We start from the raw sequence: 16,425 nt of genomic DNA, 5'->3' as shown, positions 1-16,425 counted from the left end.
TACCCTACTTTGAAGTGCGTACTTTCGAAAGGTTAGTGCCACCCCTAGGGTGAGTTTCGAGGCCAGAACCCCGTAGCAACCCCTGAGGAGCACACCATGTACGTCGTCACCGGTGCCACCGGCCAGCTCGGCCGTCTCGTCGTCGAGGGCCTGCTGGCCGAGGTCCCCGCGAGCGAGGTGGCCGTCGCCGTCCGCTCCGCCGAGAAGGCCGCCGACCTGGCCGCCCGCGGCGTGACCGTCCGGGTGGTCGACTACGACAAGCCGGAGACCCTGGCCGGCGCCTTCGCCGGGGGCGACCGGGTGCTGCTGATCTCGGGCAGCGAGGTCGGCCGCCGGATCCCGCAGCACCGGGCCGTGGTGGAGGCCGCCAGGGCCGCCGGGGTCGCGCTGCTCGCCTACACCAGCATCCCGGGTGCGGCCACCTTCCGGCTGGCCGACGAGCACAAGGCGACCGAGGAGCTGATCCTCGCCTCCGGCCTGCCGCACGCCTTCCTGCGCAACGGCTGGTACACCGAGAACTACCTGGGCGACGCGGCCGGCACGGTGGCGCGCGGCGTGGTGCTCGGCAGTGCCGGGCAGGGCCGGGTCGCCACCGCCCCGCGCGCGGACTACGCGGCCGCGGCGGTCGCCGTCCTGGTCGGCGAGGGGCACCGGGGCGAGGTGTACGAGCTGAGCGGCGACGCCGCCTGGAGCCTGCCCGAGCTGGCCGCCGAGCTGGCGAAGGCCTCCGGCAGGCCGGTCGAGCACCGGGACGTCACCCCGGCCGAGCACCTGGACGCGCTGGTCGGTGCGGGCCTGCCGCAGGGCTTCGCCGAGGCCCTGGTGGACGTGGACGCGGGCATCGCGCGCGGCGAGCTGGCCGGCACCCCGGGCGACCTGGCCCGGCTGATCGGCCGTCCGACCGTCCCGCTGGCCGAGTCCGTCCGCGCGGCCCTGAACTCCTGAGGCACCGCGGGCCCGGACTCCCGAGCCGCCGCTCCGGGCATCGGAGCGGCGGAGTGGCGGAGCTGTCCGGCCCGCGAGCAATGTCATGACCAAAATCCGGAAACGGAGATGACAGCCCGCCCTCCCGCCCGCTACCGTCGCCTCGACACACGCGCGCGGGAAGGCACTCGGCCATGGCGGGAACAGACCAGCAGGACTACGGCCGGGGCCTCTGGTCCGGCGTCGCCGCCTACGGCATCTGGGGGCTCTTCCCGCTGTTCTGGCCACTGCTGGAACCGGGTGCCGCCGACGACATCCTGGCCAACCGGATGGTCTGGTCCCTGGTCGCGGTCGTCCTGCTGCTGATCGCCCAGCGGCACTGGGGCTGGATACGCCCGCTGCTGCGCCAGCCCCGCCGGCTCGCCATGCTGGCCGGCGCGGCCGCCGTGATCTCGGTCAACTGGGGCGTCTACATCTGGGCCGTCAACGCCGGGCACGTGGTCGAGACCAGCCTCGGCTACTTCATCAACCCCCTGGTCACCATCGGCTTCGGCGTCCTGGTGCTCAAGGAGCGGCTGCGCACCGCGCAGTGGACGGCGGTGGGCATCGGCGCCGCCGCCGTCGCGGTGTTGGCCGTCGCCTACGGGCAGCTGCCCTGGATCGCGCTCACCCTGGCGCTCTCCTTCGCGACCTACGGCCTGCTGAAGAAGCAGGTCGGGCTGAGCGGGCTGGAGAGTCTGGCCGCCGAGAGCGCCTTCATGTTCCCGTTCGCCCTCGGCTACCTGGTCTACCTGGAGGTCAGCGGGCGCGGCACCTTCGGGCACACGGTGGCCGGCTCGTACGGCTGGGGGCACTCCGGGCTGCTGATGCTCAGCGGGGTGATCACCGCGATCCCGCTGCTGCTCTTCGGCGCGGCCGCCGTCCGGGTGCCGCTGACCGTGCTCGGGCTGCTGCAGTACCTGGCGCCGGTGTTCCAGTTCCTGATCGGCGTCGCGGTGTTCCACGAGTCCATGCCGCCCGCCCGCTGGGCCGGCTTCGGCCTGGTCTGGGCCGCGCTCGCGCTGCTCACCTGGGACGCGCTGCGCCAGGTGCGGGCCGACCGCGCGGTGCGGGCCGCGGCACGTCCGCAGCCCGCACCCGCCGAGGCGGCCGTCACACGCTGATGTCCCGGCTGGTGAAACGGGACCAGGCCGCCGACCCGAACACGGCGACGTAGGCGGCCTGGAGACCGAGGTCCTTCAGCACGCCGTCCCAGTACATCGGCGCCCGCAGCAGGTCCGCGAAGCTCAGCCAGTAGTGGGAGAACAGGAACGGGCTGACGGCGTGCAGCTGCGGGAAGACGTCCAGGATCTGGACGGTGATCACCAGCCCGACGGTGGCGGCCATCGCCGCGATGCCGCTGCCGGTGAGAGTGGAGACGAACAGCCCGATCGCCACCAGCCCGGCCAGCGAGGCCGCGACCACCAGGGCCACCAGCAGCGCGCGCAGCAACGCGTCGCCGAGGCCGATGGTGTCCCCGGAGAGCAGCGTGACCCGGCCGAGCGGGAAGAGCGCGGCGCCCGCGGCCAGCGCCGTCACCGCGACCGCCGCCGTGGCGGCCGCGCAGAACACCAGCCCGGCGGTGAACTTGGCGGCCAGCAGCCTGGTCCGCCCGGCCGGGGCGACCAGCAGGTAGCGCAGCGTCCCGGCGGCCGCCTCGCCCGCCACCGAGTCCCCGGCGACCACGCCGACCGTCATCGGCAGGAAGACCGGCAGCGCCACCGCGAGCGCGGTGAAGACCAGGAAGAGCCCGTTCTGCGTGGTCTGCGCGATGAAGCTCGGACCGCCGCCGCCCTCGTGCGGACTGTCCGTGTTGAGCTTGACCACCACCCCGATCAGGATCGGCAGTGCCGCCAGGATTCCCAGCAGCACCTTGGTGCGCATCCGGCGGAAGGTCAGGTGCAGCTCGCTGCGGAACAGCGCCAGGAACCCGGCCGCCGTCTGCGGCCGGCGGCCGGTGCCGATCGGCGGCACCCCGGCCCGCGACGGCGCCTCAGCCCGCGACATCGAAGCCCTCCCCGGTCAGCGCCACGAAGGCGTCCTCCAACGTGCCCCGCTCCAGCCCGAAGCCGTGCACCCGCACCCCCGCCTCGACCAGCGCCGCGCACAGCCTGGGCAGCGCCTCCTCGTCCAGGACGCCCGGCTCGCCGTCCACCCGGTCCTCACCCGGCACCAGGGCGGTGACCCGGTGGGCCGCCAGCACCTCAGCGGCCCGCGCCACGTCCGGGGTCCGGACCACCAGCCGGCCCTGCGCCCGGGCGGCCAGCTCGGCGACGGTGCCCTGCACCACCAGCCGGCCCCGGGACATCACCGCGGCGTGGGTGCAGACCTGCTCGATCTCGTCCAGCAGGTGCGAGGAGAGGAACACCGTGGTGCCCTCCGCCGCGACCTCCCGGACCAGCGTCCGGATCTCCCGCATGCCCTGCGGGTCCAGCCCGTTGGTCGGCTCGTCCAGCACCAGCAGTTCGCGCGGCTGCAGCAGCGCGGAGGCCAGGCCCAGGCGCTGCTTCATGCCCAGCGAGTACGCGCGGGCCTTCTTGCCCGCCGCGGCGCTCAGGCCGACCCGCTCCAGCGCCGTCTCGACCCGCTGCCGGCGGGTACGCGGGTCGGCGGTCGGGTCGGCGGCGTCGAAGCGCGCCAGGTTGTCCCGGCCGGAGAGGAAGCCGTACAGGGCCGGGCCCTCGATCAGCGCGCCCACCCGGGGCAGCACGGTGGCGACGGACTGCGGCATCGGCTCGCCGAGGACGCCGGCCGCGCCCGAGGTGGGGGCGATCAGGCCCATCAGCATTCGGATGGTGGTGGTCTTGCCGGAGCCGTTGGGGCCCAGGAAGCCGAAGACGGAGCCGCGCGGCACGGCCAGGTCCAGGCCGTCCACGGCGAGCTGGCCGCCGCGGAAGCGCTTGGTCAGGCCGCGGGTCCGGATGACGTCGTCGGCGGTCTCACGCGAGGCCGGGGAGTCCGGGGAAGCGGCGGAGACGGGGGAGGAGGCGGGGGAAGCGGATCGGACGGGCGCGGGGGCCGGACGCGACACCGTGCCCGTACCCCCGGCCGACTCCGTAACGTCCCCCGTTACGGGAGCCTTGGTCATCCGTCAGTTCACCCCGGCGGCGTGCTGGAGGACCGGCAGGGTCACCGCGCCGGCCAGGACCCGGCCGTCGTCGGTGAGCAGGACGTTGAGCACCTTGGTACTCACCAGGGTGCCGCCGGCGACCGGCTTGCCGAGCGACTTCACCATCGCCTGCGGGTTCAGCGACTGCGCCGCCCCGTTCCCGCGGCCGCCGTGCTTGCCGCCCTTGGCGTCGGCCTTCGGCGCCCCGTTCACCGCGTCGGGCAGCCGGGTGGAGACGACCGTCGTCCAGCCCTCGCCGATCACATCGAGGCCCTCGGGCGCCCCGGTGCCCCGGTGCTCCCCGGCGTCGCCCGGCGCGCCCTCGGCCGCGTCCCCGGCCTTCTGCTCCGTCACCTTGGCGCCCTTGGGGGCGGAGAAGTCGAAGGTCTTGTCGGCCGGCTTGGCGAAGGACACCTGGGTGAAGCGGACGTTCAGCACGGTGCTGCCGTCGACGGACTTCACCGCCACCGCCAGCGGCACCCCGTTGTCGGCGGCCACCGCGATCCGGACCTCGGCCAGCGTCGAACCGGACTGGGTGGGCTTCACGCTCAACTCGTAGGCGTTCTGCCCGGCCACCTTGGCCGTCCCGGCGACGGTCACCGAGGTGGTGCCGGCGCTCCCGGTCAGGAACTGCTGAGCGGCCTCCTGCGGGGTGGTCGGCAGCTCGGACAGCGGCGTCTTGCCGTGCCGCTCGGCGGCGGCCGCCCGCCCGGTCATGTGCACCGCGGAGTTGGACGAGCTGTCCCAGGCCCAGGCCTGGTCGCCGTTGCGGACCAGGGTGTAGCCGGCCATGTTCTCCAGCACGTCCACCCGCTGGCGGTCCGGGCCGTCCACCGCGACCCGCAGCGTCCGGTCCCCGCCGAGCAGGCCGAGCAGCTTGGACTGCGGGTCCGCGGCGGAGTCCCGGCCGTCACCGCCGTGCCCGCCGACCGCCCCGCCGAGGCCGCCGGCCGCGCCGAGCAGCTGGCCGGGCACCCCGAGGTCGGTGCTGATCGACACCGTCCCGGACAGCGTCTGGGCCTGCGACCCGAGTACCTTGGCGACCAGCTGCTCCGCCGTCAGCGTCGGCAGGTCGGGCGCGCCGTCGGCGGCCAGCGCCGGGACCAGCCCCACCCCTGCGGCGATCACCGCGACCACCGCCACCGGCACCCCGGCGCGCATCATGACGCGTCGCCGGGAGCGGTACGGCGCACCGCCGTCCAGATCGTCCCCCGCCGCCTTCTCGTTGGTCATGGCGTCCTCAACTCCTCCGCGAAAACGTGTGATTGACCTTGCCCGTCCATTAGAGGCCGCCGCGGCGCCGCCGTCATCGCCCTGTGGGGCCAGATCGGATTGACCTTCTTGGGTACGCCGACCCTGAGACGGCCTCAGGGTTGTCTCCACCCGCGGTACCACCGCCTGGCGTAGGGTCGCGCCATGGACGGAACCGCCATGGACGCCAGCACCCCGCCGACCGAGAACGCGATGCGCCGAGCCCTGCGCCGCGCCCGGGACGGTGTCGCCCTCGACACGACCGAGGCCGCCGTGCTGCTCCAGGCCAGAGGCGGGGACCTGCTGGACCTCTGTACGAGTGCCGCCAGGGTCCGGGACGCGGGCCTCGAAGCCGCCGGCCGTCCCGGCGTCATCACCTACTCCAAGAGCGTCTTCATCCCGCTCACCCGGCTCTGCCGCGACAAGTGCCACTACTGCACCTTCGTCACCGTCCCCGGCCGGCTGCGCCGGGAGGGCCACGGGATGTACATGTCCCCGGACGAGGTGCTTGACGTGGCCCGCCGGGGCGCCGAACTCGGCTGCAAGGAAGCCCTGATCACGCTCGGCGACAAGCCCGAGGACCGCTGGCCGGAGGCCCGCGAGTGGCTGGACGCGCACGGCTACGACGACACCATCGCCTATGTGCGCGCCATGTCGATCCGCATCCTGGAGGAGACCGGCCTGCTGCCGCACCTCAACCCCGGGGTGCTGAGCTGGACCGACTTCCAGCGGCTCAAGCCCGTCTCCGCCTCCATGGGCATGATGCTGGAGACCACCGCCACCCGGCTGTGGAGCGAGCCCGGCGGCCCGCACCACGGTTCCCCGGACAAGGAGCCGGCCGTCCGGCTGCGGGTGCTGGAGGACGCCGGGCGCAGCTCCGTCCCGTTCACCAGCGGCCTGCTGATCGGCATCGGCGAGACGTACCAGGAGCGCGCCGAGTCGCTGTTCGCGCTGCGCAAGGTCTCCCGCGCCTACCACGGTGTCCAGGAACTGATCCTGCAGAACTTCCGGGCCAAGCCGGACACCGCGATGCGGGGCATGCCGGACGCCGAACTGGACGAGCTGGTGGCCACGGTGGCGGTCGCCCGGCACCTGATGGGCCCGGCCGCCTGCCTCCAGGCTCCGCCCAACCTGGTGGACGGCGAGTACGAGCGGTTGATCGCGGCCGGCATCGACGACTGGGGCGGGGTCTCCCCGCTCACCCCGGACCACGTCAACCCCGAGCGCCCCTGGCCGCAGATCGAGCGGTTGGCCGAGCGCTCGGCGGCGGCCGGCTTCGAACTGCGCGAGCGCCTCGCCGTCTACCCCGAGTACGTGCGCCGCGGCGAACCCTGGCTCGACCCGCGGGTGCTGCCGCACGTCCGCGCCCTGGCCGACCCGGCCACCGGCCTGGCCGACCCGGACGCGGTGGTCCGCGGCCTGCCCTGGCAGGAGCCCGAGGACCTGCCGGAGTCGTACGGCCGCACCGACCTGCACGCCACCATCGACACCGAGGGCCGCACCGGCGACCGCCGGGCCGACTTCGAGGACGTGTACGGCGACTGGGAGGTGCTGCGCGAGCAGGTGCTCGCGAAGGGCGCGCCCGAGCGCCTCGCCGGAGACCTGCGGGAGGCCCTCGCGGTGGCCGCCGACGATCCGACCGGACTGACCGACGAGCAGGCGCTGGCCCTGTTCCACGCGGACGGCCCGGCCCTGGACGCGCTCTGCCGGATCGCCGACGACGTCCGCCGCGACGCGGTCGGGGAGGACGTCACCTACTGCGTCACCCGGAACATCAACTTCACCAACGTCTGCTACACCGGCTGCCGCTTCTGCGCCTTCGCCCAGCGCCGCACCGACGCGGACGCCTACACCCTCTCCCTGGAGCAGGTCGCCGACCGGGCCGCGCAGGCCTGGGAGGTGGGCGCCACCGAGGTCTGCATGCAGGGCGGCATCCACCCGGACCTGCCCGGCACCGCCTACTTCGACATCGCCCGCGCGGTGAAGGAGCGGGTGCCCGGCATCCACGTGCACGCCTTCTCGCCCATGGAGGTCGTCAACGGCGCGACCCGCACCGGGCTGTCGATCCGGGACTGGCTGCAGCGGGCCAAGGAGTCGGGCCTGGACAGCATCCCCGGCACCGCCGCCGAGATCCTGGACGACGAGGTCCGCTGGGTGCTCACCAAGGGCAAACTGCCGGCCGCCACCTGGGTCGAGGTGGTCACCACCGCGCACGAACTGGGCCTGCGCTCCTCGTCCACGATGATGTACGGGCACGTGGACACCCCGAAGCACTGGCTCGGCCACCTGCGGCTGCTCGCCGGGATCCAGCAACGGACGGGCGGCTTCACCGAGTTCGTGACCCTGCCGTTCATCCACACCAACGCGCCCGTCTACCTGGCCGGCATCGCCCGGCCCGGCCCGAGCGCCCGGGACAACCGCGCGGTGGTCGCGATGGCCCGGCTGCTGCTGCACCCGCACATCCCCAACATCCAGACCAGCTGGGTCAAGCTGGGCGCCGAGGGCGCGGCCGAAATGCTCCGCTCGGGCGCCAACGACCTCGGCGGCACGCTGATGGAGGAGACTATCTCGCGGATGGCCGGCTCGGCGTACGGCAGCTACAAGTCGGTGCGCGACCTCCAGGCGATCGCCGAGGCCGCGGGCCGCCCGCACCGCCAGCGCACCACCACCTACGGCGAGGTGCCGGCCGAGCGGCGGGCCGCGGCGCTGGCCTCGGACGGGCACCTGCCGGAGCTGCTGCCGGTGCTGGACTGACAGCCCTGCCGTCCCGGCCGCCGCCCGTACGGCGGCCGGGACGGGGGCACCGAACCCCGGGGAGGGGCCGATTCGATCGGATCTTCGAATACAGTGCCAGGGCGCGCTCCGGGCCGAGCGACGCGCGGACCCCACGCCCGAGGAAAGGCGCCCCGTCGTGATGCCACTGTGGTCACGCGCCCAGCAGCAGGACTACCGCAGCCGGGTGCGGGGCTGTCTGCTCGGCGGTGCCGTCGGGGACGCGCTCGGCGCCGGCGTCGAGTTCGAGTCGCTGGAGAAGATCCGGGCCCAGCACGGCCCGCAGGGCGTCACTGGCTACGTCCCCGCGTACGGGCGCACCGGCGCCGTCACCGACGACACCCAGCTCAGCCTCTTCACCGTCGACGGGCTGATCCGCGCCCACATCCGGCGCGACACCGGCAGCTGGCACCCGCCCACCGACCTTCACCTGGCCTACCTGCGCTGGGCCGCCACCCAGCGCGACTGGGGCCCGGACGAGCGCCGCCCCGACCTCGGCTGGCTCGGCCGCGAGGAGTGGCTCTACGCCCAGCGCGCCCCCGGACAGGGCTGCCTGTCGGGCCTCGGCGGGGCCGACGCCGAGCGGCTCGGCACCCTGGAGGCCCCCAAGAACCCGCACTCCAAGGCCTGCGGCACGGTGGTGCGGGCGGCGCCCTTCGGACTGCTCACCACCTGGGAGCCGGGCCTGGTGTTCCAACTCGCGGTGGAGTGCTCGGTGCTCACCCACGGCCACCCCACCGGATACCTCGCGGCGGGCGCGTTCGCGGTGATCGTCCAGTCCGTCGCCCGCGGCGGCACCCTGGAGGAGGGCGTCCACCTGGCGCTCGCCCTGCTCTCCGAGCGGCCGGCGCACGAGGAGACCACCGCCGCGCTGCGGGCCGCCCTGGACGCGGTGCGGGCCGGCGAGCCGTCCGCCGACCGGGTCGAGGCGCTGGGGGAGGGCTGGGTGGCCGAGGAGGCGCTGGCGATCGGCGTCTACTGCGCCCTGGTCGCGCACGACGTGCGCTCGGGCCTGCTGCTCGCGGTCAACCACTCCGGGGACAGCGACTCCACCGGCGCGATCTGCGGCAACCTGCTCGGGGCGCTGCACGGAGACACCGCGCTGCCGCCGGGCCTGCTGGCCGGACTGGAAGGGCGCGGGGCGATCCTCGAACTCGCCGACGACTTCGTGCTGGAGCTGGTGCACGGCACCGAACTGCACGACCGGCGGACCCCGGAGGGCGCCAACTGGGCCGCCCGCTACCCGGTGACGGGCTGAACGGAAGCAGCCAGGAACGGGAGTTGCCCGTAGCGCCGGCCGCCGCCGAGGGGCGACGGCCACCGCTACGGGCAACTGGTCCGAGTGCGGAACCGGGCGGGGAGGGTCAGTCCGGGAGGCCGCCGAAGGCGCCGTCCCCCACCGCCGAGGCGAAGGCGTTCCAGGCATCGGCCGAGAAGCGCAGCTGGGGCCCGCGGGGGTCCTTGGAGTCCCGGACGGCCACCTCCCCCGCGCCTGGGACGGCGATCTCCACGCAGGCGCCTTGGCCCCCGCTGTGACTGCTCTTGCGCCAACGGGTTCCGTACTCGGACGGGGTGATCATTCGTGGAATTCCTTCTCGATGTCGGCTATCAGCGACCGGCTCTCCGCGACACCGAGTGCGGCCGCTCTCAGGTAGTCGTACAGACCGGTATAGCGGCGCACGTCCGCCTCCTTCTCCAGGTAGAGATCGCTCGTCACACCTTCGAAGTAGACAACTGTGGAATCGGCTGACTCCGGGAACTCCAGCAGCGAGAATGTCCCGGTCATGCCGGGATGGGCGCCGTGCGAGAACGGGATCACCTGGATGGTGATGTTCGCGCGCTGGCTGAGCTCCAGCATCTGCTGCAACTGCTGGGCCATCACGGCCTTGCTGCCGACCTCGCGGCGCAGCACCGCCTCGTCTATGACGGTCCACAGGCTGCCCAGCTGGTTCTCGCCGTGGATGCGCTCCTGGCGCTTCATCCGCACCTGCACCCGGCGCTGCACGGCGACCGCGTCGGTGTCCGGCTGGGTGCCCTCGACCACGGCCTGGGCGTAGTGCTCGGTCTGCAGCAGGCCGGGGACGAAGGAGGACTCGTACGCGCGGATCGAGGAGGCCTCGGCCTCCAGTCCGATGTAGACGCTGTACGGGGTCGGCATGTCGTTGAAGTCGTGCCACCATCCGCGCTGGCGTGACTCCTTGGCCATCTCCATCAGGCTGGTGCGCAGCTGGTCGTCGGGCACGTTGTAGACGTCGCAGAGGTCGCGCACATCGCGCTGGCTGATGCTGCGGCGGCCGTTCTCCAGTCGGCTGATCTTCGACTGGGAGACCATCAGCCGGCCGGCGACCTCCTCGGCCGTCATGCCCAGGCCCTCACGGAGCTTGCGCAGCTCCGAACCGAGGCGCCGGCGGCGCACGGTGGGATTGACGTTGGCGGACACTTCGACCTCCGGCCGGACCTCTGGTGCTCGTTGGAGCGACAGCCCTCGGAACACTTCGGACATTGGGACCAACCCCCCTGACTTGGAGCAGCATGTCACCTTGGGCCAGGTCGGCGCCGGGGAATCACAGCAGCGCGGTAGCACAGATCATCGGAAAAGCACTTCCGCGAGACAGCGAAAGCCCCCAGGTGGTAATGCGGCTCGGACGGCTCGGACAGGTACTGCGGAGGCCGCCCCCGGACCGGCCCGCACCTGCCCCGGCAGGTGCGGGGGCGGGCGGTTGCCGGGCGTCCGGGGACGGCGAAGGGGCGGTCGCCGGGCGACTCGCGTCGCGGGGCGACCGCCCCTCGGTGCTGTTGGTGGTGCCGGTGGTGCCGGTGGCACCGGTGGTGCGTCGGGGCGCTCAGCGCCTTCGGGCGGTGCGAGGGGGACGGCGTGCGCCGCCGGGTGCGCGGCCGGTGGTGTCGGGCGCCGTGATGGCTGCCCGCCGGGCCGTGCGGACCGCTGCGGCCGTCGAAGCCCTCCAGGACTCCCCGGCCCTCGTGCCCTCCCCGGTTCTGGTGCCCTCCCGGGGACTGGTGCCCTCCCGGGTCAGCGGACGCCGACCCGGGAGGCGGGGACCCGCCCGCCCGAACCCCGGCCCGCCGTACGGGCGCCGGGGCGGCCGACAGCGGCCCCGGAACCCTGGGAAGAACGGTTCTGCTGCGCCGGCAGGCCGTTCTGCACGTCCATCACGGCGTGCGCGACCATCCCGCCCAGCGGGTCGTACCGGATCAGGTCGCGCAACCGCGACCGCGAGGACCGGCCCTCGTTGCCCGGGTACAGGTGCTTGCCGAGCCCGACCGAGTGGGCGAGCGCGGCGAGCGCGGCCGTCCGCGGATCCGGCGGAACACCGGTGCGGATCGCGGTGTCCAGCCGCTGTTTGATCGCGGCGTTGGTGCAGTCGTCGGACGCCTGGTACCGGGTCGTCGGCAGCACCCCGCACACCTGGCCCGGCACGGCCGTGACCATGCCGCAGCGCTCCAGGTGCGCCAGATAGGTCTGCCGCAGCCCCAGCCGGGGCCCGCCGATCCAGTGCGCCGCGCGGACCGGACTGCCGCGTCGGCGCAGCAGTTCCAGTGCGTGGTCAAGGGTCGGGTCGCCGGTCGGTCGTGCGAGCACGACGGCGATCCGGTCTCCCTCCGGTACGATCCGTCCGGCCAGGGACAGCTCGACGAGCTGCGCCCCGGCGAGTCCGAGGTCGAGGGTCTGCGGCTGCGCCGTGGTACCCGTGGTCGGGTCCAAAGCGAGCAGCAAGAGTTCCTCGGGAACAGTTCTGCGGCTCTTGCCCATCCAAGCCTCCCCGCGTGGATGAGAGACAGGGTGACGCCTCTCACACGGGCTTGTCGAGTACGCCTCCGAATCGTGACCTTGCGGTGAAGGTGCGGAACCGGCGGCGGCGGGCCTTGCGTCTGATCGGTGAACAGGCCGCGGCGCGACCGGGTGGCGACAATAAGCGCCGGTCGGGCGGGGTGTGTGCGGCCGGAACGGCCGCCGGTGGCGGAGACTGTACAGGTACACGGGGCGGGGCGTCGGCTTCCCGAAATCGGGTTCGCCGGTGCCCCGCCGGGCGTTGAGGAGGCTGGGATACGTGGGCGAGTCCCCCGACAGGGTGCTGAGGGACGGCGACGAGCGGCAGCGCGACCGCGAGCGCGAACGGACCGGTACGGCGGCCGGCGCCGCCGGACCGGCCGAGGGCGGCTCCGGTACGGCTGCTGACGGGCCGTCGGCAACGGCCGCCGCCGAGGCGACCGCCGAGACCCCCTCCGACACCTCCTCGGACAGCCCCGCGGAGGCCTCCGGCGAGGCGGCCCCGAAGGCGCCCGCCGACGCTCCGGAAGCGGCGCCCAAGGGCGGCTCGACCGTACAGCTCCGCGTCCGGGATGTGGACAGCCGGACGACGATGCTGCGACTGCCGGTGGACAACAGCACCACCGCGCTGCGGCTGCCCGATGAGCTGGTGAAGGCCGCCGGCAACGGGAGTTTCGAAGGTGGGGAGGGGGAGAAGGCGACTTCGCCGGAAACCGCGGAGGAGGCCGAGCCCGCCGGGCGTCCGGTCGCCGCCGACCCGCGTCTCGCCATGCGGACGGGTGCCACGGCGTCGGGGAAGGCCGGGCAGAAGGCGGCCGAGCCGTCCGGGGAGACCGGCTCCGAGACCGGCTCCGAGACCGGCTCCGAGGGCGGCTCGGGGTCCTCGGCCGCACCGGCCGGGACGGCGGACGAGGCGGAGAAGGCGGCCGGTGAAGCGGCCGACAACGCCCGCAACACCGACAATGCCCGCAACACCGACAATGCCCGCAAGGCCGACAAGGTGCGCAAGGCCGACGAGGCCGACGGCGCGGAGCGGACCGAGAAGGCCGAGAAGGCCGAGCAGGCCGGGAAGACCGGGAAGACCGGGGACACCGGAACCGAGGACGACCCGGAGAACACCGGGGACGCCGACGCCGAGGACGCTCCCGCCATCGGCTCCGTGACCCTCGCGCTGACCAGGACCGGGCAGCCCGGTCAGCGGCCGGACCGGGCCGAGAAGCTGGAGAAGCCGGCGCCGCCGGGCGCCCCCGCCGCGGGCACCGCCGCCCCGGCCGGCACCGTGCCGGAGCCGAAGCCCGAGCCGCGTCCGGAGCCCGGGCCCGTTCCCGAGCCGGAGCCGACCCCCGGCCCGACGCCGCTGCCGAAGCCGGCCCCCGTGCCCGCGCCCGTGCCGGCCCCGAAGCCGCTGCCGGAGCCCGACCCGCGGCCGGTGCCGCCGGTCCCGCCGCTGCCCAAGCCCGAGCCGCTGCCCGCACCGGAGCCGCTGCCGTCGCCGGAGAACACCGCCGAGGCGATGGAGGTCCTGGCCTCCCTCAACGCCCGCCCGGTCTCGCCGCTGCGGCGTGCCCTCAAGCGGGTGACCATCTGGACGGTCTTCCTCGCCGTGGTGCTCGGCGCGCTCGCGGTGGCCCAGCTGCTGCGCCCGCTGCCGGACCCCAAGCTGAGGATGACCGCCGCGGGCAGCTACAGCTTCTCCGGCGACGTGCTCGACCTCGCCTGGCCGGCCAAGGGCCAGTCCGCCGCCGAGGTGGTCGGCGTTGGCAGCCTCGGCAGCTCGGGCCAGGAGACGCCGTCCTCGATCGCCAGTGTCACCAAGGTGATGAACGCCTACCTGATCCTCCAGAAGTTCCCCCTGAAGAAGGGGGAGAGCGGCCCGAAGATCACCGTCGACAAGCAGGCCGCGCAGGAGTCCGGCAACGTCGACGAGTCCCGGGTGACGCTCACCGAGGGCCAGGTGCTCACCGAGTACCAGGCACTGGAACTGCTGATGCTGCCCTCGGCCAACAACGTGGCCCGGCTGCTCGCCCGCTTCCACTCCGGCTCGGAGGCCGAGTTCGTCAAGCTGATGAACGACACCTCGGCCAAGTTCGGCATGGCCAACACCATCTACGCCGACCCGGCGGGTTTCAGCGCGGACACCAAGTCCACCGCCAAGGACCAGCTGAAGCTGGCCGAGCAGGTCATGCAGGACGAGATCTTCCGGCAGATCGTCTCCACCCCGGAGACCAACTTCAACAACGTGAAGATCTCCAACACCAACAACCTGATCAACCCGAAGGCCGGCGTCATCGGCGTCAAGACCGGCTCCAGCACCCCGGCCGGCGGCTGCCTGATGTGGGCCGCCTACAAGGAGATCGGCGGCGTGCAGCGGCTGATCCTCGGCGTCACGCTGGGCCAGCAGGCCACCTCGTCCAACCCGGGCGACGGCATCCTGCCGACCGTGCTGAAGGTCAGCGGCAAGCAGATCCAGGCCGCGCAGAACGGTGTGACCGGCCAGACGGTGGTGAAGAAGGGCGACGTCGTCGGCTCGGTGGAGGACGGGCTCGGCGGCAAGGTCGCGGTCGTCGCGACCAAGGACCTGGTGGTGGCGGGCTTCCCTGGCATCACCGGCACGGTCACCCTGGACACCTCGAAGATCGACCACAGGGCGACGGCCGGCACGGAGGTCGGCGTGCTCCGGGTGGGCGCGGGCGACGGCAAGGCGGAGGTCCCGGTGGCCCTCCAGTCCGACCTGAACCCGCCGTCCATCCAGTCCCGGCTGCTGCGCACGCTGTGAGCCGCTGAGGTGCGCCGCTGAGCCGCTGAGCCGCTGAGGCATCGAACGCAGAAGAAGAAGGGGAGCCGGTCCGCACCGGCTCCCCTTCCTCCTTCTCCGCCGGAGGCTAGGCGTCCCGGTCGAGCAGCGCGAGCGTGAGACCGCCGAGCGGCGTCACCCGGTCCGGGTCGCCGTACTGGGCGCGGAGCACCTGCGCCTGGTCCGTGGGCATCGCGCCCAGCGGGTCCTGGGTGTCACCGAGGACCAGCAGCCAGATCCGGGACACCCCGCCCAGGCAGTCCGCCGGCTGCGGGCAGGGCATCGGCGAGAGCTCCCCGGCGTCGTCGGCGCTCTGCGCGACGAACACCGGATAGGGGCGCACGTCCGAGGGCAGGTAGTAGTCGACGCCGGGCCAGGCCAGCGCCCAGGACTGGTCGCCCAGCGGGGCCGCCATCCCGTCCCCGGAGCGGTAGCCCGCCGAGATCTCCCGGGCCGCCGCCTTGAACGGCTCCTCCGAGCCGTTGTGCGAGCCCACGTACCGCACCTCGGGCTGCTGCGGCAGCGACGCCACGGCCGGTACCGCGAGCAGCCCGACCGTCAGCAGCCCGGCCGCCGAGACGGCCCCCCGGGGCGCCCGGCCGCGTTGCCGGGCCAGGGCCGCCACCGCGCCGTACACCGCCCCGGCGCCGCCGCCGGCCAGCACCGCCCAGGCGGGCACCGTGAACAGCAGGTACCGCCCGAGGAAGTACGAGGTGTCGGTCAGACGGGACACCAGCCAGACGCCCACCACCGGCAGTTCCGCGAGCAGTAGCGCCTGCCAGGCCCGGATCCGCCGTCCGGGCAGCGCCAGTGCCAGCAGCGCCAGCGGGACGAAGGCGTAGAACACGACGTCCGAGCCGAACAGGCGCTCCCCGAAGAAGGCGAGGCCGCGCAGGGAGGGGGTCGGTATCCAGCCCAGCTGTCGGTCCGACTGCCGGCTGCCCAGCAGCACCACCGGCAGCACCGGCAGCGCCGCCACCGCGACCGCCAGCGGGTAGTGCCACAGCAGCCGCCGGTCCGTCTCCGGGCGGGTGCGCCACAGGTGCAGCGCCAGGAGCGCCACCTGCCCGGCGACCGTGCTGAAGGACACCAGGTGCCCGGCGCCGGCCAGCGCCATGGCCACGCAGTACGGCGCCCAGCGCCACCAGGTCGGCCGCTCCAGCGCCCGCAGCAGGAAGTACGAGGCCGCCGCGATCGCGCAGGTCACCAGCGCGTAGGAGCGCGCCTCCTGGGCGTAGCGGGAGATCTCCGGGGGGGCGGTGAACAGCAGCCCGGCCCCGACCGCCGCCACCCTGCTGCCGAACAGCCGCTCGGCGGTGAGCGCCACGAACGCCGCCGCCCCGGCCATCGCCAGCACGGAGGGTATTCGCAGCGAGACCGTCGAGTCGCCGAACACCGCCGTCCAGCCGTGCATCAGCAGGTAGTACGCGCCGTTGCTGGCGTCGACGTGCTGGAGCAGCCGCAGCAGGTCCCCCAGGGAGCGGGTGGCCACCGTCCAGGTCGCCATCTCGTCCCGCCACAGGTCCGGCGTCCCCAGCCGGTACCCGCCCACCGCCAGCATGACCACCGAGGGCCACACCCACACCTGCCCCAACAGCCGGCCCACCGGGTGCACAGCAGGTTTCATCAGGTCCTTCGTCTCCTTAGCGAGGCGTTCCGGGGCGGATCCCACCCTGCCCGGCAGGCTACTTGAACCGCCCTGACACCCCGTCGGCCGCCCGCACCCCGCCCGCACCCCCTCCGTCA

At 73.6% G+C, this 16,425-nt stretch carries 12 protein-coding genes; 5 read left to right on the top strand and 7 right to left on the bottom strand.

The window, feature by feature from the left end; all coding sequences use genetic code 11:
- Positions 1-96 precede the first annotated feature (96 nt).
- Positions 97-945 (top strand): SDR family oxidoreductase, encoded by an 849-nt coding sequence (locus ACWGJO_RS12270; RefSeq protein ID WP_452183362.1) that lies wholly within the window; start codon positions 97-99, stop codon positions 943-945.
- A gap of 173 nt (positions 946-1,118) precedes the next feature.
- The gene (rarD, locus tag ACWGJO_RS12265) at positions 1,119-2,087 is read left to right on the top strand and encodes an EamA family transporter RarD (RefSeq protein ID WP_387692705.1); all 969 of its coding nucleotides are present in this window, start codon (positions 1,119-1,121) and stop codon (positions 2,085-2,087) included.
- On the opposite strand, the gene ACWGJO_RS12260 is transcribed toward rarD, so the two are convergent.
- Genes ACWGJO_RS12260 through ACWGJO_RS12250 form a run of 3 tightly spaced genes read right to left on the bottom strand, consistent with a single transcriptional unit; the run spans position 2,077 to position 5,305 of the window.
- Positions 2,077-2,970, bottom strand: coding sequence for an ABC transporter permease (locus ACWGJO_RS12260; protein ID WP_452183361.1), 894 nt, complete (start codon positions 2,968-2,970; stop codon positions 2,077-2,079). The two genes, rarD and ACWGJO_RS12260, sit on opposite strands and share 11 nt — an antisense overlap.
- Entirely contained in the window at positions 2,957-4,051 is a 1,095-nt protein-coding gene (locus tag ACWGJO_RS12255; RefSeq protein ID WP_452183360.1) for an ABC transporter ATP-binding protein, read from the bottom strand. The genes ACWGJO_RS12260 and ACWGJO_RS12255 overlap by 14 nt, the downstream gene beginning before the upstream one ends.
- A 3-nt stretch (positions 4,052-4,054) precedes the next feature.
- On the bottom strand, positions 4,055-5,305 hold the full coding sequence (locus ACWGJO_RS12250; protein WP_452183359.1) for a LolA family protein: 1,251 nt from the start codon (positions 5,303-5,305) through the stop codon (positions 4,055-4,057).
- A gap of 183 nt (positions 5,306-5,488) precedes the next feature.
- Between ACWGJO_RS12250 and ACWGJO_RS12245 the strand changes: the two genes are divergently transcribed.
- Entirely contained in the window at positions 5,489-8,077 is a 2,589-nt protein-coding gene (locus tag ACWGJO_RS12245) for a bifunctional FO biosynthesis protein CofGH (RefSeq protein ID WP_452183358.1), read from the top strand.
- A gap of 160 nt (positions 8,078-8,237) precedes the next feature.
- Entirely contained in the window at positions 8,238-9,353 is a 1,116-nt protein-coding gene (locus tag ACWGJO_RS12240; RefSeq protein ID WP_452183357.1) for an ADP-ribosylglycohydrolase family protein, read from the top strand.
- Between the two features lie 106 nt (positions 9,354-9,459).
- Here ACWGJO_RS12240 and ACWGJO_RS12235 read toward each other — a convergent pair whose 3' ends face one another.
- From ACWGJO_RS12235 to ACWGJO_RS12225, 3 genes are all read right to left on the bottom strand, one after another.
- On the bottom strand, positions 9,460-9,675 hold the full coding sequence (locus ACWGJO_RS12235; protein WP_359899826.1) for a DUF397 domain-containing protein: 216 nt from the start codon (positions 9,673-9,675) through the stop codon (positions 9,460-9,462).
- Positions 9,672-10,535 (bottom strand): helix-turn-helix domain-containing protein, encoded by an 864-nt coding sequence (locus ACWGJO_RS12230; protein ID WP_452183356.1) that lies wholly within the window; start codon positions 10,533-10,535, stop codon positions 9,672-9,674. The genes ACWGJO_RS12235 and ACWGJO_RS12230 overlap by 4 nt, the downstream gene beginning before the upstream one ends.
- 591 nt (positions 10,536-11,126) lie before the next feature.
- Positions 11,127-11,867 (bottom strand): GOLPH3/VPS74 family protein, encoded by a 741-nt coding sequence (locus tag ACWGJO_RS12225; protein ID WP_224285301.1) that lies wholly within the window; start codon positions 11,865-11,867, stop codon positions 11,127-11,129.
- A gap of 298 nt (positions 11,868-12,165) precedes the next feature.
- On the opposite strand from ACWGJO_RS12225, the gene ACWGJO_RS12220 reads away from it, so the two are divergent.
- Entirely contained in the window at positions 12,166-14,661 is a 2,496-nt protein-coding gene (locus ACWGJO_RS12220) for a hypothetical protein (RefSeq protein ID WP_452183355.1), read from the top strand.
- 106 nt (positions 14,662-14,767) lie between these two features.
- Here ACWGJO_RS12220 and ACWGJO_RS12215 read toward each other — a convergent pair whose 3' ends face one another.
- Positions 14,768-16,306, bottom strand: coding sequence for a glycosyltransferase family 39 protein (locus ACWGJO_RS12215; protein ID WP_452183354.1), 1,539 nt, complete (start codon positions 16,304-16,306; stop codon positions 14,768-14,770).
- Between the last annotated feature and the right edge of the window lie 119 nt (positions 16,307-16,425).

This window comes from Kitasatospora sp. NPDC054795 (assembly GCF_053611565.1).
Note: the sequence above shows the minus strand (reverse complement) of the source record. Positions and strands in the feature narration are given on the sequence as shown.